The organism is Mycobacterium sp. (assembly GCF_052143115.1).
Taxonomy (GTDB): Bacteria; Actinomycetota; Actinomycetes; order Mycobacteriales; family Mycobacteriaceae; genus Mycobacterium.
In genome coordinates this window covers 45,971-63,447 of the sequence record NZ_JBKQTQ010000066.1, presented here as the reverse complement: position 1 = coordinate 63,447, position 17,477 = coordinate 45,971, and the positions used below count along the sequence as shown (strand labels likewise).

Below are 17,477 nucleotides of genomic sequence, written 5' to 3'. Positions count from 1 at the left end.
AGGTGCGATGGGGGTAGCCTGCCGGGTATGACTGTGACCCAGATCGCTTTGACCACACTCGACGGTCGTCCGACGTCACTGGCCGACTACAGCGACCATGCGGTCCTGGTGGTCAACGTGGCGTCCAAGTGTGGCCTGACGCCGCAGTACGCTGCGCTGGAACAGCTTGCGCGAGACTACGGCGACCGCGGGCTCACGGTCCTTGGAGTTCCGTGCAATCAATTCATGGGCCAAGAGCCCGGCACCGCCGAAGAAATCCAAACCTTTTGTTCCACCAGCTACGGCGTGACGTTTCCGCTGTTAGCCAAAACCGAGGTCAACGGGCCTGGCCGGCATCCGCTCTACGCGGAACTGACCAAGACACCCGACGCCGGCGGGGAGGCCGGCGACGTGCAGTGGAACTTCGAGAAGTTTCTGATCGCTCCCGGCGGAAACGTGGTCAACCGATTCCGTCCACGGACGGTGCCCGACGCGCCGGAGATTATCGCCGCGATCGAGGCTGTACTGCCGAATTAGCTGGTCACAGAGCCGGATCGACGCTCATTGTCCGCGTGTATGTCACCATCTGGACACCTGGCATCGTCAAAATTGTGGTGTGTCTGGGAAGTTGATCGTTTCGGTCTCCGGGATCTGTGAACGTACGTTGGATGACGTCGCCGAGTTCTGCGCGCTGATGGACACCCGGGCGGTGCCGGTGTCGTTGTTGGTGGCCCCGCGGTTGAAGGGCGGCTACCGGCTTGATCGTGACCCGCACACCGTCGAGTGGCTGGCCGGCCGGCGTGCCGCCGGTGACGCGATCCTGCTGAACGGCTATGACGAGGCCGCAACCAAGAAACGACGCGGCGAGTTCGCGGCGCTGCCCGCCCACGAGGCCAACCTGCGACTGATGGCCGCCGACCGAGTGCTCGAGCACCTCGGGCTGCGCACCCGGCTATTCGCGGCGCCGGGTTGGACGGCGTCGCCGGGCACGGTTAATGCACTGCCGCGCAATGGGTTTCGACTCCTCGCCGATCTGCACGGGATCACCGACTTGGTCCGGCAGACGACCGTGCGGGCACGGGTGCTGGGCATCGGAGAAGGATTCCTGACTGAGCCGTGGTGGTGCCGGATGCTGGTGCTGTCGGCCGAGCGGGTGGCCCGCCGGGACGGCGTCGTCCGGGTCGCGGTCGCGGCCCGTCACCTGCGCAAACCCGGGCCGCGGCAAGCGATGCTGGACGCGGTGGACCTGGCGTTGCTGCAAACCTGTTCACCTACCGTGTATCAGTGGCGGGCCCTTCAGACGGTTCTCGACGCAGCCTGACAGCTCGGGTCGCTACTGTGTAGCGCCATGAGCGATACCGCAGCCGGATCGGCGGGGCCGACCGCTGATGTCATCATCGTCGGGGCGGGCCTGGCCGGCCTAGTGGCCGCCTGCGAAGTGGTGGACCGTGATATGCGGGTGCTCATCCTCGACCAGGAGAACAGCGCCAACCTCGGCGGGCAGGCGTTCTGGTCGTTCGGCGGCTTGTTCTTCGTCGACAGCCCCGAGCAGCGCCGCCTGGGCGTTCGCGACAGTCACGAACTCGCTCTGCAGGATTGGCTTGGCACTGCGGCGTTCGACCGTCCGGAAGACTACTGGCCGAGGCAATGGGCCCATGCCTACGTCGATTTCGCCGCAGGGGAGAAACGTAGCTGGTTGCGTGCCAGGGGCCTGCAGATCTTTCCGCTGGTCGGGTGGGCCGAGCGCGGCGGCTACGACGCGCAGGGGCACGGCAACTCGGTGCCCCGCTTCCATATCACCTGGGGAACCGGGCCGGCCATCGTGGAGATCTTCGCGCGGCGGTTGCGGGACCATCCGAAGGTGCGTTTCGCGCACCGGCACCAAGTGGACGAGCTGATCATCGAGGGCGACGCGGTGACCGGGGTCCGGGGCACCGTCTTGGAACCCTCAACGGAACCGCGCGGCGTGCCGTCATCACGAAAATCGGTTGGGCAGTTCGAGTTTCGCGCTTCGGCGGTGATAGTCACCAGCGGGGGTATCGGCGGCAATCACGATATGGTGCGAGCGAACTGGCCGAAGCGGATGGGCCGCGTCCCCGAGCAACTGCTGTGCGGGGTGCCCGCCCACGTCGACGGCCGGATGATCGCGATCACCGAGAAGTCCGGCGCCCGGGTGATCAACCGCGACCGGATGTGGCATTACACCGAAGGCATCACCAACTACGACCCGATCTGGCCGCTGCACGGCATCCGGATCATCCCGGGTCCGTCGTCGCTGTGGCTGGACGCCAAGGGCAAGCGGCTGCCGGTACCGCTGTATCCAGGTTTCGACACTCTCGGCACGCTGGAGTACATCGCGAAGTCGGGCTACGACTACACTTGGTTTGTCCTGAACGCCAAGGTCATCGAGAAGGAATTCGCCCTGTCCGGGCAGGAACAGAACCCAGACCTGACCGGGCGCAGCGTCCGCCAGCTGCTGTCGTCGCGGGCCCGGTCCGGGCCGCCGGGTCCGGTGCAGGCCTTCGTCGATCGGGGCGTCGACTTCGTCAGCGCAAACTCATTACGCGAGTTGGTGACTGCCATGAACAAGTTGCCCGATGTGCTGCAGCTGGACTACGCGACGGTGGCGGAAGAGGTCACCGCGCGCGATCGCGAGGTGGCGAACCGTTTCACCAAGGACAGCCAGATCACCGCGATCCGTGCTGCCCGTAAGTATCTCGGCGACCGGCTGGGCCGAGTGGTTGCTCCGCACCGGTTGGCGGATCCCAAAGCCGGACCGCTGATCGCGGTCAAGTTGCACATCCTGACCCGAAAGACGTTGGGCGGGTTGGAGACCGATTTGGACTCGCGAGTGCTCAAGGGCGATGGGACTCCGCTCGACGGGCTTTACGCGGCCGGCGAGGTGGCCGGTTTCGGCGGCGGTGGTGTGCACGGATACCGGGCCCTGGAGGGAACGTTCCTGGGTGGGTGCATCTTCTCGGGTCGCGCCGCCGGCCGCGGTGCCGCAAGCGACATCGCCTAACCGGCCGAGCAGACACAAAAGCCCCCGACACGCCGCCGCGTTGGGGGCTTTTGCGTCTGCTCGCGCATTAAAAGGTGACCGCGTCTTCTTCGGGCAGCACCTGGAAGTCGGTGGTGGTCATCTCGGTGAGTCGGCCGTAGTAGATGCCGCGGGCATCCGGAGTGATGATGCCCTGGTGAATGGGCACTGCCCGGTTCGGCGCCACCGCCCTCAGGTAGTCCACTGCCTCGGAAATTCTCATCCACGGCGCCGCCGCCGGAGCGGCCAAGATGTCTATCGGCTCGTCCGGGACGAACAGCGCATCGCCGGGGTGCATGAACCGGGCGGGGTGCTCGCCGTCACCGACCAGGTACGAGATGTTGTTGATCACTGGAATTTCCGGGTGGATCACGGCATGTCGGCCACCGAGTGCGCGGATGGTCAAATCGCCGACCGAGAGCTCGTCGCCGACCTGCACCGGCTGGCACGGCAGATCAAGCTGCTCGGCGGTCTGCGGATCCGCGTAGAGCGCTGCGCCTGGATTGGCGTCGAGTAGCGCGGGCAACCGGGCGGTGTCGACGTGATCGGGGTGTTGATGAGTGATAATGATGGCCGACAGGCCGGTGATGCCCTCGAAACCGTGCGAGAAATTTCCCGGGTCGAACAACAGGGTGGTGTGGCCGAAGTCGGCGAGTACGCAGGAATGGCCAAAATGCGTGAGTTGCATGTCTACGATTGTGCGCTCATGGGGTGCCTGGCATGCGCCTAGTCCTGGCGACGATGCTGATCGCAAGCTGCGTGGCCGTCGGGTGTGTGTCGTCGGCTGCCGCCCACGCGGACCAGGAGACCTGCCCGCCAGTGTGCGACCGGATCCCGGACACGGCATGGGTCCTGCCCAACGCGATACCGCTGAACTCGACATACCGCTGGCCGTCGCTGGCCGGGGTGGCGATGCCGATGACCGGGACGGCGACGCCGCGGTTCCGGTTTGAGGAGGTGTGTGCCACTCCCGCCTTCCCGCAGGACACCCGCAACTCGGCGGTCGCGGGCCGGGCGACTGTCACCAACGCCGGAGGTCAGTGGCAGTTGCAGGCCCAGGTCCTGCATTGGCGTGGCGACACTGCACGCGGCGGCGATAACGCGTCGTCGGTGTTCGGCGTCGCCGCGGACGCGCTGCGCGGTTGCCAGCTGGGCGCTGCGGGAGAGTCTCCATCGGTCACCGTCGACGAGCCCAATCGGCTGGCCGCGGTGATCAGCGGACCGGTGATCATGCACACCTACCTGGTCGCGCACCCGGAAAACAGCACCATCAGCGAACTGACGCTGTGGTCTTCGGAGCCACCGCAGGTCCCCTGGCCGGTGATTTCCGACGCCCCAGTTCTGGACGCCATGACGTCGCCGGTTTGCGCGGCCTACATCGGCTCGTGCTAGTAAGACGTCCCCGGTATCGACCGGTAGAGTTGGCGCCGAGCAAACCGAATCAGTAGGAGGAGCGCGGGTGGCCCGGGTGGTTGTGCACGTGATGCCCAAGGCCGAGATTCTCGACCCGCAGGGTCAGGCGATCGTCGGCGCATTAGGGCGGCTTGGGCATGCCGGCATCTCAGATGTGCGGCAGGGCAAGCGGTTTGAACTCGAAGTCGACGACAGTGTCGACGATTCGGCGCTTGCCGAGATCGCCGAGTCGCTGTTGGCGAACACAGTGATCGAAGACTGGACAGTAAGCCGGGAAGCGCAGTGACGGCTCGTATCGGCGTCATCACCTTTCCCGGGACGCTCGACGACGTGGACGCCGCTCGGGCGGTGCGTGTCGTCGGCGCCGAGCCCATCAGCCTGTGGCATGCCGACGCCGACCTCAAGGGTGTTGAGGCGGTGGTGGTGCCGGGCGGGTTCTCCTATGGCGACTATCTGCGGGCCGGCGCAATCGCCAGGTTCGCTCCGGTGATGGGCGAAGTCATCGCTGCTGCCGGCCGTGGGTTGCCGGTTTTAGGGATTTGCAACGGTTTTCAGGTCCTATGTGAGGCTGGGCTGCTGCCCGGCGCGCTGACCCGAAACGCCGGACTACATTTCGTGTGCCGCGATGTGTGGCTACGGGTGACGTCGACGGCGACGGCGTGGACGTCGCGCTTCGAGCCCGACGCCGACCTGCTGATCCCGTTGAAGTCGGGTGAGGGGCGCTACGTGGCCTCCGCCGACGTGCTGAACGAGCTGGAAGGTGAAGGCCGGGTTGTGTTCCGCTATCACGACAACCCGAACGGCTCGCAATCCGACATCGCCGGTATCAGCTCAGCCAACGGCCGCGTGGTTGGGCTGATGCCGCACCCCGAGCACGCCATCGAGGCGTTGACCGGGCCGTCCGACGACGGGCTCGGTCTATTCTATTCGGCGCTGGACGCTGTTCTGGCCGCGTAATAGCGGGTGGGGGTCAGCGCAACGCGTGCTCAGCCACCAGATCCGGCTCGCTGCTCTGCTCTGAAAGACCTGCAGCACTGCGTAATTCGCCAAAGGCCTCGACGAGCGCATCGGTCGCTTCATGCGGATCATTGAAGGTCTGGTCGTCGGTGAGCACCGCCACGCCGAGCTGGTCGACGTAGCTCCACACGGTGATGTTGACCGGGGCACCGGGGGAGAGCACGCCGGTCGAGTAGATCTCGCTGACCGGCGCGCCGCCGAAGTGTCCGCGCTGGCGCGGCCCGGCCACGCTGGAGACGGCCACATTCATCATCTTGTTCGGCGCGTCGCGATGACCCAGCCACCGAAATGCCGCGGGGGCAATCGCCGTCGGCAAATAGGCCATCAGTTGGCCGTACAGGCGTGGGCCGAGGATTTCGTGGTCTTCCTTGGCGATCTTGGTCGCCAGTGCCACCAGCCGCGCCCGCTCGGCGGGGTCGGCGACGTGCACCGGCAACGAAATGGACAGACCGCTGATCTCGTTGCCGGTGACGCGGTCCGACTTGTCGGTGGCGGTCGGTACCGACGCGATGATCGGTCGATCGGCTTTGCCGTCGTAGCTTAACAACAGCTTTCGCAAGCCACCCGCCGCTGTCGCCAGCACCAGGTCGTTGATCGTGATGCCCAACGCCTTGGCGGTCGTTTTAACATCGGCTAGCCGCAGCGCGGCAGTGGCGAATCGCCGCTGCGGCGATACCACGTGATTGAGGAAGGTCGGTGGCGCGTCGAACGCGTCGGCCAGGTCCGGGTGGTCGCCGCGCTCTTTGGAGCGGCGGCGCACCCGGGTGAACCCTAGTGTGGCATCTCTGAGGAGCCCGGGTAGCTCGGCGACTTGCCGGATGTGGTCGCGTCCGGCGGCGCGCAGCAGCTCAGCGGTCGTCGGTGTGACGCCGGCACCGTCGTTGTCGCGTTCATCGGTCGGCCCGTCCTCCAGATCCATCGCACGTGCCAACAGATTGACCGAGGCGACACCGTCGGCCAGCGCGTGATGAACCTTGCCGATCAACGCGAACCGGCCCCCGGCCAGGCCCTCGGCGAAGTGAAACTCCCAAAGCGGGCGGCTACGGTCCAGCGGCGTGGAGGCCACCTCGCCGATGACCCGGTCGAGCTCTCGGCGGCCGCCGGGCGCCGGCACCCGCACTCGCCGGACGTGGTAATCGAGGTCGACCTCGCAGTTCTCCAACCACATCGGGTGATGCAGCCGCCAAGGGATATCGACGAGTTTGTAACGCAACGGGTCCAGTAGGTGTAGCCGGCGGCGCAGATGGCGCCGAAAGGCCTCGTAGTTGAACTCGCCGTCGAAGTCGGCGGCGTCGATGATCGCCACCTTCAGCGTGTGGGTGTGCAGGTTCGGCGTCTCGCTGTAGAGCAGCATGGCGTCCATACCGTTGAGTCTTTTCACGCGCTGCACCTTGTCTTTTACGGCCTCGTGCGACGACCCGACAGGTCCATGCAAGCACCTATGAGATGGAGTTTTCGCCGGTTTCGCCGATTCCGGTTCCGCAGTTCACAAGTCGCCGGGAGCGCTCAGCATCGCCTGTAGGTCGCGTCGCGCGATTTTGCCGGTGCCGCCCCGCGGCAGCTGGTCGAGCAGCACGATTTCCCGCGGGACCTTGTAGTTGGCCAGGTTGTCCCGAACATGCGCGCGTAATGTCTCCGGGTTGGCCGAGGCGCGGTCGCGCAACACCACGAACGCGGCCAGGCGTTGCCCGTATTGTTCGTCGTCGACGCCGAGCACCGCCGTCTCGGTGACGTCGGGATGCCGCGCCAAGACCTTCTCGACCTCGATCGGGTACACGTTCTCGCCGCCGGAGACGATCATCTCGTCGTCGCGTCCCACCACGAACAACCGGCCGGCGTCATCGAGGAACCCGACGTCGCCCGACGCCATGAAGCCGTCGCGAAAAGTTTTGCCCGCCCCGGTGGTGTACCCGTCGAACAGGGTGAGACTGCGCACGAAGATCGAACCGGTCTGGCCGCTCGCCAACTCGGCTCCTGCGTCGTCAAGGATGCGAATCTGTGTGCCCTGCACCGGCTTTCCGGCGGTGTCAGGCGCGGCGCGCAAGTCGCTCGGCGTCGCGGTGGCCACCATGCCGGCCTCGGTGGCGTTGTAGTTGTTGTAGATCACGTCGCCGAACCGGTCCATGAACGCCACCACCACGTCAGGACGCATCCGTGAGCCGGACGCCGCCGCGAATCGCAGCGACCGGCATGGGTACCGATCGAGCACCTCGTCGGGCAGCTCCATGATCCGGTCGAACATCACCGGCACGACGACGAGCCCGGTTGCGTGCTGCCCGTCGAGGAGTTGCAGGGTTGCCTCGGGGTCGAATTTGCGCCGCGTGACGATCGTGCACGCCATCAGCGCCGAAAACACCAGCTGGGAAAAGCCCCACGCGTGAAACATCGGCGCCATGATCACGGTGGCCTGTTCGGCCCGCCACGGTATCCGGTCGAGCACGGCCTTCAGTTCGTTGGGCCCTCCGCCCGATGACGGCTGCGCGCCTTTGGGTGTGCCGGTGGTGCCGGAGGTCAGCAGGATCAGCCTGCTCTTGCGTTCGGCCGGGCGTGTCCGCTGTCCGGCGTGCGCATCGGCCAACGCCTCGACACTGAGATCCGTTGTGGCGGGCGGTGTCTCGGCCCAGCCGAGGATACGTGTCGAGTGTGGACTTTCGGCAAGTGCGCGGTCGACGGTGGCGGTGAACTCTTGGTCGTAGATCACCGCGTCCACCCTTTCGCGAGTGACCACCTCGGCCAGCGCGGGGCCGGCGAACGAGGTGTTCAGCAGAAGCACGTCGGCGCCCACGCGATGGGCAGCGACCAGTGCGGTGACGAAACCCCGGTGGTTGCGGCACATGATCCCGATCAGCTTCGGTGTGCCGCCGGGCAATGCCTGCAACGCGGCGGCGAACGCGTCGCAGCGCTCGTGTAGTTGCCGCCAGGTCAGCGTGCCCAGCTCGTCGATCAGCCCCGGCCGGTCGGGGCAGCGCTGCGCCGCGGCCGCGAAGCCGGCAGTGGGCGTCATGCCCTCGCGGCGCATCGCGGCGGCCATCCGCAGATACCGGTCCGGCCGCATCGGCGCGATCAGCCGTGCCCGCAGCAGGGTCTGCAACAGGCCAATCGTGTCGGTGACCGCAGACATCGCTTAGCCCAGGATGGGGAACCGGCGCTGACCGGCTAGCCGCTTCAGCGCGGCCTCCATCACCGCACGTACGTGGGCGTCGACCTCCTCGACATCGGGGTCGTCGCCGAAGCGAGCGATGACGTCGATGGGCTCCAGCACCTCGGTGACGATCTTGGCCGGCAGCGGCAGGTTCGGCGGCAAGACCGCAGACAGGCCGAACGGGAACCCGAAGCTCAGCGGCAGGATATTTACCTGGGCTTTGGTCAGCCCCAGTCGGCGGGCCAGCCAGTTGCCACGGGTAAGGAACAGTTGGGTTTCCTGTCCGCCGATCGACACGATCGGCACAATCGGCACGCCGGCTTCGATGGCGGTCCTGACGTAGCCGGTGCGCCCGTCGAAGTCGACGGTGTTCGCGCCCGACGTGGGCCGGTAGGAGTCGTAGTCACCGCCGGGAAACACCAGTACTACCGCGTCCGAATGCAGTGCGGCGGCGGCGTTTTCGCGGCTTGCCTTGATAACCCCGAGGCGACGCAGCCAGCCGTCCATTGGGCCCAGGAACAGGCCGTAGTGGGCCAGCGTGTATAGGGGGCGGTCGTAACCGAAGGTGTCATAGAAGGCCGGGGAGAAGATCAACACGTCCGGCGTGAACATGCCGCCGGAGTGGTTGGACACCACCAGCGCTCCACCGGCCGGCGGGATGTTCTCCACGTTTCGCACTTCGGCGCGATACCACCGCTTGATCACCGGTCCGACCGCGTTCGCGATCTGTTTGGTGAACGCCGGATCCCATTTGGCGATCTCGTGATTGTCGCCCGTCATGGTTCCCCGCTCGTTGTTTGTGAGTTTGCTGCACCAGCGCGATGTCCGGACTCCCCATCCTGGACACCGCGCCGATATGACATACGCTACTCTCAATTTATGAGAATGTCATATCCGCAGCAGCGAGCAGCGCAGCCGGTCGCGGGGATGAACCGCGCACAGGGGGAAGATGGCCGAGAAGGTTCTTGTCACAGGCGGTTTCGGGCTGGTCGGATCGCAGACCGTGCGCCGCCTGGTCGACGACGGCCACCGCGTGGTGGCCACCGATCTCGGCACTGACGCTCAGCGCAAGGCGGCCGCATTGCTGCCTGCCGGAGCCGAGGCGAGATGGGCGGACCTGACCGACCCGCGTGAGGTGCAGCGGCTGGTCGTCGAGGTGTCACCGACGGTGATCATCCACCTGGCTGCGCTGATCATCCCGGCGATCTATCGCCACCCCGAATTGGGACGGCGCGTCAACGTCGATGCGACGGTGGCACTGCTGCGCGCCGCGGAGTCAAATACCCACCCTCCCCGCTTCGTCCAGGCCTCCAGCAACGCCGTGTATGGCGCTCGCAATCCGCATCGGCACCACGAGCGGGTGCGCGTGGATTCCCCGCTGAAAGCGTCGGACCTCTACGGCGCGCATAAGGTCGAGGCCGAGGCCCATGTCCGCGCTTCCAGTTTGGACTGGGTGATCCTGCGCCTCGGCGGAGTGATCAGCGTCGAGCCGGGTGCCATGCCCTTCACGGTGGACGCGCTGTTCTTCGAAAACGCGCTGCCGACCAATGGGCGCCTGCACACCGTCGACGTCCGCGACGCCGCCGCCGCCTTTGCCGCCGCGGCCACAGCAGACGTGGTGGGTGAAACCCTGCTGATCGCCGGTGACGACTCACACCTGCGACGCCAGATCGACATCGGCCCGGCGCTGGCCGCGGCAAGGGGACTGCCGAACGTCTTACCCGCCGGCCGGCCCGGCGACCCCGACAGCGACGAAAACTGGTTCGTGACCGACTGGATGGACACCGCCCGCGCCCAGCAGATGCTGTCCTTCCAGCACCACTCCTGGCCGGACATGCTCGCCGAGATGCGCGTCGCCGCCGGCTGGCGGCGCTACCCGATGCGGCTGCTGGCCCCGGTCGTCCGGCAGCTGCTCAGACGTCAGTCCGCGTATCGGCACGCACCGGGCCGTTACGCCGACCCGTGGGGTGCCATTCGGGCCGAGCTTGGCGACCCCCGGCCGGACACCAACGGTCACGAATCCCGGTAGGCCTCAAAAAGTCTCAGCCATACTTCGCTGATCGTGGGGAAGCACGGCACGGCGTGCCACAACCGGTCGATGGGCACCCGACCGGCGACGGCGACGGTGGCCGAGTGCAGCAGCTCGGAGACGCCCGGGCCGACGAACGTCACACCGAGCAGATAGCCGTGGTCGACGTCGACCACCATGCGCGCCCGACCGGTGTAGCCGTCCGCGTAAAGCTTGGCTCCCATCACGACGTCGCCGATTTCGACTTCTACCGCGCGCACGCGGTGACCGGCCTGCTCGGCCTGCTCGGCCGACAGTCCGACCGCGGCGGCTTCGGGTTCGGTGAAGAAAACCTGCGGCACCGCATAATGGTCGGCGGTGGCCGCATGCGCGCCCCACGGCGCGGCATCCAACGGATGCCCTGCCGCCCGGGCCGCGATCGCCGCCCCGGCGATCCGGGCCTGGTACTTGCCCTCATGAGTCAGCAGCGCCCGATGATTGGCGTCACCGGCCGCATAGAGCCAGCCGTCATCGACGGCCCGCACACGACAGGTGTCATCGACGTCGAGCCAGCCGCCGGGGGTGAGTCCCACTGTGTGTAAACCGATGTCGTCGGTCAGCGGTGCTCGGCCGGTCGCGAACAGCACCTCGTCGACCACCAGTTCGCTCCCGTCGCTCAATTCCAGCGTGACCGGGCCTTCGGCATCGGGTCGGCGCAGCTTGGTCACCGACACACCCACGCGGACAACAACACCCGACTCCCGAAGCCCGCGCTCGACAAGCTCGCCGACGAACGGCTCCATCCGCGGCAGCAGACCAGATCCACGTGCCAGCAGGGTCACTGCTGCGCCCAAACCACGCCAGGCGGTGGCCATTTCGACGCCGACGCCACCTGCGCCGACGACCGCGAGGCGGTTTGGCACCGAACTGCGATCGGTGGCTTCCCGGTTTGTCCAAGGTCGAGCTTCGGCAATGCCCGGCAAATCCGGAAGCGCTGCGCGGGTTCCCGTACAGATGACGACAGCGTGCCGGGCGGTGAGCGCCGACACCTCGCCGCCGGCCGCGGTGACCGTCACGCGCCGGGGCCCGTCCAATCGTCCATGGCCGCGTACCAGGGTTGCCCCGATGCCGGCTACCCAATCGGCCTGACCGGTGTCGTCCCAATTACTCACGTAGCGGTCCCGGCGACCGAAGACGCCGGCGGCGTTGATCGAACCCTTGACCGCCTCGCGCGCACCGTCGACGCGGTCGGCATCGGCTACCGCGATGACCGGGCGCAGCAGCGCCTTGCTGGGCACGCACGCCCAGTAGGAGCATTCACCGTCGACCAGCTCACGCTCGACCATCGCAACACTGAGCCCCGCCGCCCGGGCGCGTTCAGCGGCATTCTGTCCGACCGGTCCGGCGCCCAGCACGACGACATCGTAAGTATGTTCGGCTGCTGCCATTTCCCCCTTCTTTCGTTATTCCTCCGGTGACGTTAGCGCGCCGCCGCCTGGGCCGCCTCGTCGTTCGTTATCAGCCTCGGACCGCGGTTTGACAGCCTACTGGTACGCGTATTGAATGGGTCATGTAACCCAAAAAATCTCTGGGCAGGAGAGGCGCCCGACATGCCAGAATTGCAAGTGATCGCCCGCCACAGCACTGTCGACGGTATGCGCGATGCCGTACTCGCGTTATTGCCCAAGCTAATTGAGGCTTCCCGAAAGGAACCGGGCAACCTTGCCTTCGAGGCATACCTCAACCTGGATGACCCGAGAAGCTACGTGTTGCTGGAGCGGTACACGTCGCGTGCCGCGTTCGCCGAGCACCGTGAGACCCCGCATTTCAAAGAACTGATGCTGGGGCAGATCCTGCCCAAGCTGGAAAGCAGAGTGATCGAGCAGTATGACGTCGCTGAAAGCGACGAAGGCACGTTGTCATGAGTTTCCGCGACCTGCACTGCACCGACGAGCCATTGTTATTGCCCAATGCGTGGGATGTGTCGTCTGCACTCGCTTTCTATGACGCGGGGTATCGCGCGGTTGGCACCACCAGCTTCGGGGTCGCCGCCAGTGCGGGGCGTCCTGATGGGGGGCGATCGAGCAAGGAGCCGACCAGCAACTTGGTTAGTCAGCTTCGGAATGTGCCGGTCTACGTCTCCGCCGACGTCGAGGACGGTTACGACGATGATCCCGACGTGGTGGCCGGGTATGTAGCTGGCCTTGGTGCGGCGGGCATCAACATCGAGGACAGCACGGTGGAGAAATTGATCAGCCCGCAAGCCCATGCCGCCAAAGTGGTTGCGATCAAGAAGCGTTCACCCGAGGTCTTTGTCAACGCCAGAGTGGACACCTACTGGCTCGATCAGGATGCCAATGTCTCGGCCACATTGAAACGAGCCGAAGCCTACGTCGAAGCGGGCGCCGACGGGATCTTCATCCCGGGCGCGTCGGACCCGTCTGATCTGCGTCAGCTGACGGCCAACATACCGATTCCCGTCAATGTGCTCGTGGTGCCGGGGCTAAGCCTGGCCGAGTTAGCGGATTTGGGCGTGCGTCGAGTCAGCACCGGGTCGCTGCCATATCGTGCGGCCATCCATGCCGCGGTCGAGGTCGCGCGAAACGTGCGGGACGGTGTGCCTCCGCCCGCGGCCGCCGCATACCCGGCGATGCAAGGACGCCTGGTCGAATTTGACGGGCTGAACCAGGCCCGCTGACCGAGCCAGGGTTCAGCGCGCGGCCGGGTCGATCTGGACCGGGTATCCCGCGCGCAGCACCGCGACCGTGGACAGTGGGGTGAGCACCGATGCGGATCCTGCGGCCGGTCGTGGCAGTCGTCGCCGATAGGCGTTGTCGGCCTCGTCCCATACCGAGAGGTGGTCACCGACCACAATCGCCGGGCCGTCGTCCGTAGCGACGAACGCTCCGTCGGGCAGGATCCGCCACGGCAGCGAATTCTGGGACCGGTCGGTTCTCTCGCGGTGCAGTCGGCTGTCCATGTCCTTCGCGTAGGGGGTTGTGCCGCCATGGGTTTCGCACCACGCCCGTCGGTAGGCGTTGTAGGCGCTGCGGCGGCATTCGGCACACGGTCGATGACCCGCGGCAAAGGCGACCGCCTCGTCGAGAAAGAACAACTGGGTGTAATGATTCGGCGCCCACTGCGGTGCTCGACGACCCTTGAACTCCAGTACGCAGGTGATCCAGGCCTTGCTTTGATAGTTGCGCACAACGTCGCGGCTGCCCCGGCCTTCGTGCAGTCGACCGCGATTGCCCATCCACGCGCCGCGACCCGCAACGGCGACGATGTCGCCGCGCGGTGTTACGCGGTTGCGTGCGGGGGCCGATGTCACCTGACACCTTCCAGATCCAGCAGGGTGCGTTTGGCGACCGGCCCATCGCGGTAGCCGCCTAACGTGCCGTCGGCGCGGACGACCCGGTGGCACGGCACCACGACGGGGATGGGATTTGTCGCGCAGGTCGTCCCGACGGCGCGAACGGCCTTGGGAGAACCTGAAAGTCGGGCCAAGGTGCCGTAGCTGGTGGTGGTGCCGTAGTCGATGTCGATCGCCAGGTGGCTCAGCACCACACGCCGAAATCCTTTGGAGAGCTGCCAATCCAGCGGGACGTCGAAGGCGTGACGGCGTCCGGAAAAATACTCCTCCAGTTGGCGCGCGACAGCATCCAGCCGCTTCGGGGCTTGCAGCAACCGGGAGCTAATGCGGTCGGAGAGGTTCTGCAACACCACGTCATGCCCTTCGCTGCTGAAGGCCACTCGCACCAGCCCCACCGGTGTCGCGGCGATCAGCAGTGAGCCGACGGGCGAATCGACCGTCCGATAGGCGACGTCGAGAAGGTCGTCGCGCTCGGCGGTCGCCGCCAGTCGGGCGTGCAGGCGGGTGATGTCGTCGTCATCGACCGGGTAGAGCGCGGCGAGGTCAACTGTACTCATTGGGACTCCGTTTTTTGTGATTCGTCAATATGGTTGTGCGCGTACGTACGTCGTAGCGCAGCGATGCCGTCGGCGGCCGCGCGCCGGGCGGCGGCGGCACTGCTGTCGAGTAGCGTGGCGATCTCGGCGTAGGGCAGGCCGGCCAGGTAGTGGTAGGCCACCGCCTGGCGTTGTTTGGTGGGCAACGCGGCAACCGCCTCGGTCAGGTCACCGTGGCCTTCGTCGGCGTGGTCGGGCGATGGCGTATCCGGTGTGTCCGCGATCGGTATCGCCCGTCGGGCGGTGGCGCGGTGGATGTCGATCGCCTTGCGGTGGGCGATGGTGACCAGCCACGCCTCGAGGTTGGCGTCGGCCGGTAGGTCGGGGTAGGCCCTCATCGCCGCTAAGAAGGTGTCGGACCAGGCGTCGTCAGCATCAGCGTGGCCGAGGACCGCGCGGACCACGCGCAACACGGTGGCACCGTGCTGCGCGACGACCTTCTCGAATGGCGGCTTCATCCCGTTGGTTGATCGCGTGGCCGCTACCACAGCGTTTGCGGTGAGGCCGGTATCGCATTCTCCAGTTCGAGCAAGTATCGCTTGCGGTCTAGGCCGCCGGCGTATCCGGTGAGTTTCCCGGTGGATCCGACCACTCGATGACAGGGGATGAAGATGGACAACGGGTTGGCGCCGACAAAGCCGCCGATGTCGCGAGCGTCGACGCCGCCACCGACATCGTCTGCCAACGCGCCGTAGGTGGTGGTCTGGCCGTAGGGGATCTCGGTGAGTAGCTGCCAGACCTGCCGTGCCGTATCGCTGCCGCGCGGGTTGAGCGGCAGATCGAAATCCCGGCGCTCGCCGGCGAAGTATTCGCTGAGCTGGGTGATGGCCTCATCGAAGCCGTGATCGTCGCTCGCTTCGACTTGCGGCCCGAACGACTCGCGGTCCGGGCGGGTCCAGTGGCCGGGGTAATACAGGCCGGTGAGGCCACTGTCATCACCGTCGTCGCGCACCAGTGTCAACGGTCCGAGGGGTGAATCGACGATGACGTGTCGAGTCGAAATCGTGGCGGCTGCGGTGGACATGAGGGCTCCTGGAAGTCGTCGGTATCGCTATCTACTCGGTAGACGTCTGGTGCGCCGGTTTTGTGAGGTTGGCCGAAGCGTCAGGCTCACGACGCGCAGAGTTGCTGCGCGAGCTCGCGCAGATCACGCGCGACGAGCGTCGGCTGCGGCAGATCGGGGATCGGTAGCGGTGCATTGCCGGGGCGGGTGATCAGCGCGCCGTCGAATCCGACAGATTGCGCGCCGACGGTGTCCCAGACATGGGCGGCGACCATCATGCAGTCTTCCGGGGCCACCGCGAGTTCCTCGCACACGTGGCGGTACACGGTCGGGGCGGGCTTGAACGCGCGGCGCGCCTCGACGCTGAACATTTGCTCGAAAAAGTGCGCCAGCCCGGCGTGTTCCAGCGGGCTCGGCCCTTCCGGGTTGGGTGGCGAATTCGTCAGCGTCACGAGGCGAAAGCCATTGTCGCGCAGCGCTGTCAGCCCATCCTCGACATCCGGGTGCGCCGGCATCGTCAACATGCCGTGCTTCACGCTTTGCACGTCATCATCAGTGATCTGCACGCCGTGGATGTTTGCGAGCATCGGCAGCAGCCCCTGGCCCAGGGTGAAGTAGTCGACGTAGCGGCCCGCCAGCGTCGCGGTCATCGAGTAGGTGACCAGCTGAGCGAACCACTCGCGCATTACCCGCGGATCACCGAAGATTCGTTCGAAAAACGGCGCCATGGCTTCGATGTCGATGAGCGTTTCGTTCACGTCGAACACAAGAACAGCTGGAGCAGCAGTCATCGTTCGATCATCTAATACGACGCGGTTCTCGTGGCTGAGCTCATTCCATGACGACGACCATTTTGCCGCCGGCTTCACCGGCCTCCATGACGCGATGCGCTTCGCGGATCTGGTCGAAGGAGAAGACGCGTTCCGGGGCTGCTTCGAGTCGCCCGGCGGCCACCTGCGCTGCGATGTCTTGAAGGGGTACGTCGGACAGCGGGAACCCTGGGCTGCCAAACACAAAGCTGCCGAAGAAGGACCAGTTCACCCCGCTGGCCATACGCAGCAGCGGGTTGAAATCGCCGATCGGGTCCAGGCCGCCCAGCCATCCCGCCAGGCAGGCGGTGCCGTCGCGACGAAGCATGTCCAGCGAGTCCAAGATCGTACTGTTGCCGACCAAGTCGAGCACCGCATCGATCTGCTTGGCTTCCGCGATGCTGGCAGCCAGTGTTCGCGATTCCAGCTCCACCCGCGCGGCGCCGAGCGCCTCCAGCATGCCGAAACGCTCGCGCCTGCGTGCGGTGGCTATCACGCGTGCATCGGCCGCGACCGCCATCTTGACCGCGGCCTGACCGAACGATGAAGTCGCGCCGCGGATTACGACGGTTTGTCCCGTCGACAGTTTGAGGTTGCGGAACAGGCATGTCCAGGCGGTCGCGTAGGTTTCCGGCAGCGCGGCCAGCTGCGACCAGGGCAGTTCGGAGTCGATGAGGGCAACGTTGGCCGCGCGCACTCGGGTGTATTCGGCGTAGCTGCCATTGATGGTTCGGCCGAGGCCGCCCATCAGCGCGGCCACCTTTGCTCCGACCGGGAACTCTCCGCCCGGACAGGAATCGACGATCCCGACGCATTCGATGCCGCTGACTTCAGCGGCTTCTGCCCATTCGCCGCGGCGCATGTGCAGCTCGGCGTGGTTGATGCCGAAGCCGCGGACTTTGATGACGACCTCGCCGTCCTTGGGTAGCGGTTTGGGGATGTCGGTGTAGACCAGGCTGTCGAGTCCGCCGAACTTCTCTAGCACGATCGCCCGCATGGTTTCTCCGCCCGCCCGTTCGCGTACCACCGCGGGCGCGGCGGGCAGTGCGTCGCCTGACGGTGACTCTGCAACGGACACGATGTGCCTTCCTCCTCGC

Annotated in this window: 19 protein-coding genes and 1 pseudogene; 9 read left to right on the top strand and 11 right to left on the bottom strand. The window is 66.1% G+C overall.

What is annotated here, in order from left to right; all coding sequences use genetic code 11:
* The first annotated feature begins 27 nt into the window (after positions 1–27).
* From ACLQI9_RS07500 to ACLQI9_RS07490, 3 genes are all read left to right on the top strand, one after another.
* Positions 28–516, top strand: a complete 489-nt coding sequence (locus ACLQI9_RS07500) for a glutathione peroxidase (RefSeq protein WP_442383986.1) — start codon at positions 28–30, stop codon at positions 514–516.
* Positions 517–595: 79 nt separating this feature from the next.
* Positions 596–1,300, top strand: a complete 705-nt coding sequence (locus ACLQI9_RS07495) for a DUF2334 domain-containing protein (RefSeq protein ID WP_442383988.1) — start codon at positions 596–598, stop codon at positions 1,298–1,300.
* Positions 1,301–1,327: 27 nt separating this feature from the next.
* A complete protein-coding gene (locus ACLQI9_RS07490) occupies positions 1,328–3,001 on the top strand; it encodes an FAD-binding dehydrogenase (RefSeq protein WP_442383990.1) in 1,674 nt (557 codons plus the stop codon).
* Positions 3,002–3,068: 67 nt separating this feature from the next.
* Here ACLQI9_RS07490 and ACLQI9_RS07485 read toward each other — a convergent pair whose 3' ends face one another.
* The gene (locus ACLQI9_RS07485) at positions 3,069–3,707 is read right to left on the bottom strand and encodes an MBL fold metallo-hydrolase (protein ID WP_442383992.1); all 639 of its coding nucleotides are present in this window, start codon (positions 3,705–3,707) and stop codon (positions 3,069–3,071) included.
* Here ACLQI9_RS07485 and ACLQI9_RS07480 point away from each other — a divergent pair.
* The 3 genes and pseudogenes from ACLQI9_RS07480 to purQ all read left to right on the top strand — a co-directional run bounded on the left by ACLQI9_RS07480 (position 3,684) and on the right by purQ (position 5,389).
* Positions 3,684–4,411, top strand: a pseudogene (locus ACLQI9_RS07480) (ATPase). The gene ACLQI9_RS07485 and the pseudogene ACLQI9_RS07480 overlap by 24 nt on opposite strands.
* A 67-nt stretch (positions 4,412–4,478) precedes the next feature.
* Complete coding sequence (gene purS / locus ACLQI9_RS07475; protein ID WP_325679977.1) at positions 4,479–4,718, top strand: phosphoribosylformylglycinamidine synthase subunit PurS; 240 nt, start codon at positions 4,479–4,481, stop codon at positions 4,716–4,718.
* Complete coding sequence (gene purQ / locus ACLQI9_RS07470; RefSeq protein ID WP_442383995.1) at positions 4,715–5,389, top strand: phosphoribosylformylglycinamidine synthase subunit PurQ; 675 nt, start codon at positions 4,715–4,717, stop codon at positions 5,387–5,389. Before purS ends, purQ begins: the two co-directional genes overlap by 4 nt.
* Positions 5,390–5,402: 13 nt before the next feature.
* Here purQ and ACLQI9_RS07465 read toward each other — a convergent pair whose 3' ends face one another.
* The 3 genes from ACLQI9_RS07465 to ACLQI9_RS07455 form a co-directional block, all read right to left on the bottom strand.
* Positions 5,403–6,830: a WS/DGAT/MGAT family O-acyltransferase gene (locus ACLQI9_RS07465; protein WP_442383997.1), complete on the bottom strand. Its 1,428-nt coding sequence runs from the start codon at positions 6,828–6,830 to the stop codon at positions 5,403–5,405.
* 105 nt (positions 6,831–6,935) lie between these two features.
* Positions 6,936–8,570, bottom strand: a complete 1,635-nt coding sequence (gene fadD12 / locus ACLQI9_RS07460; protein WP_442383999.1) for an acyl-CoA ligase FadD12 — start codon at positions 8,568–8,570, stop codon at positions 6,936–6,938.
* 3 nt (positions 8,571–8,573) lie between these two features.
* Positions 8,574–9,371, bottom strand: a complete 798-nt coding sequence (locus ACLQI9_RS07455; protein WP_442384001.1) for a lysophospholipid acyltransferase family protein — start codon at positions 9,369–9,371, stop codon at positions 8,574–8,576.
* Between the two features lie 169 nt (positions 9,372–9,540).
* On the opposite strand from ACLQI9_RS07455, the gene ACLQI9_RS07450 reads away from it, so the two are divergent.
* On the top strand, positions 9,541–10,620 hold the full coding sequence (locus ACLQI9_RS07450) for an NAD-dependent epimerase/dehydratase family protein (RefSeq protein WP_442384003.1): 1,080 nt from the start codon (positions 9,541–9,543) through the stop codon (positions 10,618–10,620).
* Here ACLQI9_RS07450 and ACLQI9_RS07445 read toward each other — a convergent pair.
* Complete coding sequence (locus tag ACLQI9_RS07445) at positions 10,605–12,047, bottom strand: dihydrolipoyl dehydrogenase family protein (RefSeq protein ID WP_442384005.1); 1,443 nt, start codon at positions 12,045–12,047, stop codon at positions 10,605–10,607. The genes ACLQI9_RS07450 and ACLQI9_RS07445 overlap by 16 nt on opposite strands.
* 162 nt (positions 12,048–12,209) lie before the next feature.
* Here ACLQI9_RS07445 and ACLQI9_RS07440 point away from each other — a divergent pair, with 162 nt between their 5' ends.
* Complete coding sequence (locus ACLQI9_RS07440) at positions 12,210–12,524, top strand: putative quinol monooxygenase (RefSeq protein WP_442384008.1); 315 nt, start codon at positions 12,210–12,212, stop codon at positions 12,522–12,524.
* Entirely contained in the window at positions 12,521–13,297 is a 777-nt protein-coding gene (locus ACLQI9_RS07435; protein WP_442384010.1) for an isocitrate lyase/PEP mutase family protein, read from the top strand. The genes ACLQI9_RS07440 and ACLQI9_RS07435 overlap by 4 nt, the downstream gene beginning before the upstream one ends.
* A gap of 12 nt (positions 13,298–13,309) precedes the next feature.
* On the opposite strand, the gene ACLQI9_RS07430 is transcribed toward ACLQI9_RS07435, so the two are convergent.
* The 6 genes from ACLQI9_RS07430 to ACLQI9_RS07405 form a co-directional block, all read right to left on the bottom strand.
* A complete protein-coding gene (locus tag ACLQI9_RS07430) occupies positions 13,310–13,930 on the bottom strand; it encodes a hypothetical protein (RefSeq protein ID WP_442384012.1) in 621 nt (206 codons plus the stop codon).
* Positions 13,927–14,529 carry a methylated-DNA--[protein]-cysteine S-methyltransferase gene (locus tag ACLQI9_RS07425; RefSeq protein WP_442384014.1) on the bottom strand — a complete coding sequence of 201 codons (603 nt, stop codon included), beginning with the start codon at positions 14,527–14,529 and terminating at the stop codon, positions 13,927–13,929. The genes ACLQI9_RS07430 and ACLQI9_RS07425 overlap by 4 nt, the downstream gene beginning before the upstream one ends.
* Positions 14,526–15,026, bottom strand: a complete 501-nt coding sequence (locus ACLQI9_RS07420) for an RNA polymerase sigma factor (protein WP_442384016.1) — start codon at positions 15,024–15,026, stop codon at positions 14,526–14,528. Before ACLQI9_RS07420 ends, ACLQI9_RS07425 begins: the two co-directional genes overlap by 4 nt.
* A gap of 23 nt (positions 15,027–15,049) precedes the next feature.
* Positions 15,050–15,592 carry a methylated-DNA--[protein]-cysteine S-methyltransferase gene (locus ACLQI9_RS07415; RefSeq protein WP_442384018.1) on the bottom strand — a complete coding sequence of 181 codons (543 nt, stop codon included), beginning with the start codon at positions 15,590–15,592 and terminating at the stop codon, positions 15,050–15,052.
* Between the two features lie 86 nt (positions 15,593–15,678).
* Positions 15,679–16,362 (bottom strand): haloacid dehalogenase type II, encoded by a 684-nt coding sequence (locus ACLQI9_RS07410; protein WP_442384020.1) that lies wholly within the window; start codon positions 16,360–16,362, stop codon positions 15,679–15,681.
* A gap of 40 nt (positions 16,363–16,402) precedes the next feature.
* The gene (locus ACLQI9_RS07405) at positions 16,403–17,458 is read right to left on the bottom strand and encodes a zinc-binding alcohol dehydrogenase family protein (protein WP_442384022.1); all 1,056 of its coding nucleotides are present in this window, start codon (positions 17,456–17,458) and stop codon (positions 16,403–16,405) included.
* Between the last annotated feature and the right edge of the window lie 19 nt (positions 17,459–17,477).

Coding starts and splice junctions, on each gene's coding strand:
- ACLQI9_RS07500 (WP_442383986.1), top strand. CDS start 28: ATGACTGTGACCCAGATCGCTTTGACCACACTCGACGGTCGTCCGACG.
- ACLQI9_RS07490 (WP_442383990.1), top strand. CDS start 1,328: ATGAGCGATACCGCAGCCGGATCGGCGGGGCCGACCGCTGATGTCATC.
- ACLQI9_RS07485 (WP_442383992.1), bottom strand. CDS start 3,707: ATGCAACTCACGCATTTTGGCCATTCCTGCGTACTCGCCGACTTCGGC.
- fadD12 (WP_442383999.1), bottom strand. CDS start 8,570: ATGTCTGCGGTCACCGACACGATTGGCCTGTTGCAGACCCTGCTGCGG.
- ACLQI9_RS07455 (WP_442384001.1), bottom strand. CDS start 9,371: ATGACGGGCGACAATCACGAGATCGCCAAATGGGATCCGGCGTTCACC.
- ACLQI9_RS07450 (WP_442384003.1), top strand. CDS start 9,541: ATGGCCGAGAAGGTTCTTGTCACAGGCGGTTTCGGGCTGGTCGGATCG.
- ACLQI9_RS07445 (WP_442384005.1), bottom strand. CDS start 12,047: ATGGCAGCAGCCGAACATACTTACGATGTCGTCGTGCTGGGCGCCGGA.
- ACLQI9_RS07440 (WP_442384008.1), top strand. CDS start 12,210: ATGCCAGAATTGCAAGTGATCGCCCGCCACAGCACTGTCGACGGTATG.
- ACLQI9_RS07435 (WP_442384010.1), top strand. CDS start 12,521: ATGAGTTTCCGCGACCTGCACTGCACCGACGAGCCATTGTTATTGCCC.
- ACLQI9_RS07425 (WP_442384014.1), bottom strand. CDS start 14,529: ATGAGTACAGTTGACCTCGCCGCGCTCTACCCGGTCGATGACGACGAC.
- ACLQI9_RS07420 (WP_442384016.1), bottom strand. CDS start 15,026: ATGAAGCCGCCATTCGAGAAGGTCGTCGCGCAGCACGGTGCCACCGTG.
- ACLQI9_RS07415 (WP_442384018.1), bottom strand. CDS start 15,592: ATGTCCACCGCAGCCGCCACGATTTCGACTCGACACGTCATCGTCGAT.
- ACLQI9_RS07410 (WP_442384020.1), bottom strand. CDS start 16,362: ATGACTGCTGCTCCAGCTGTTCTTGTGTTCGACGTGAACGAAACGCTC.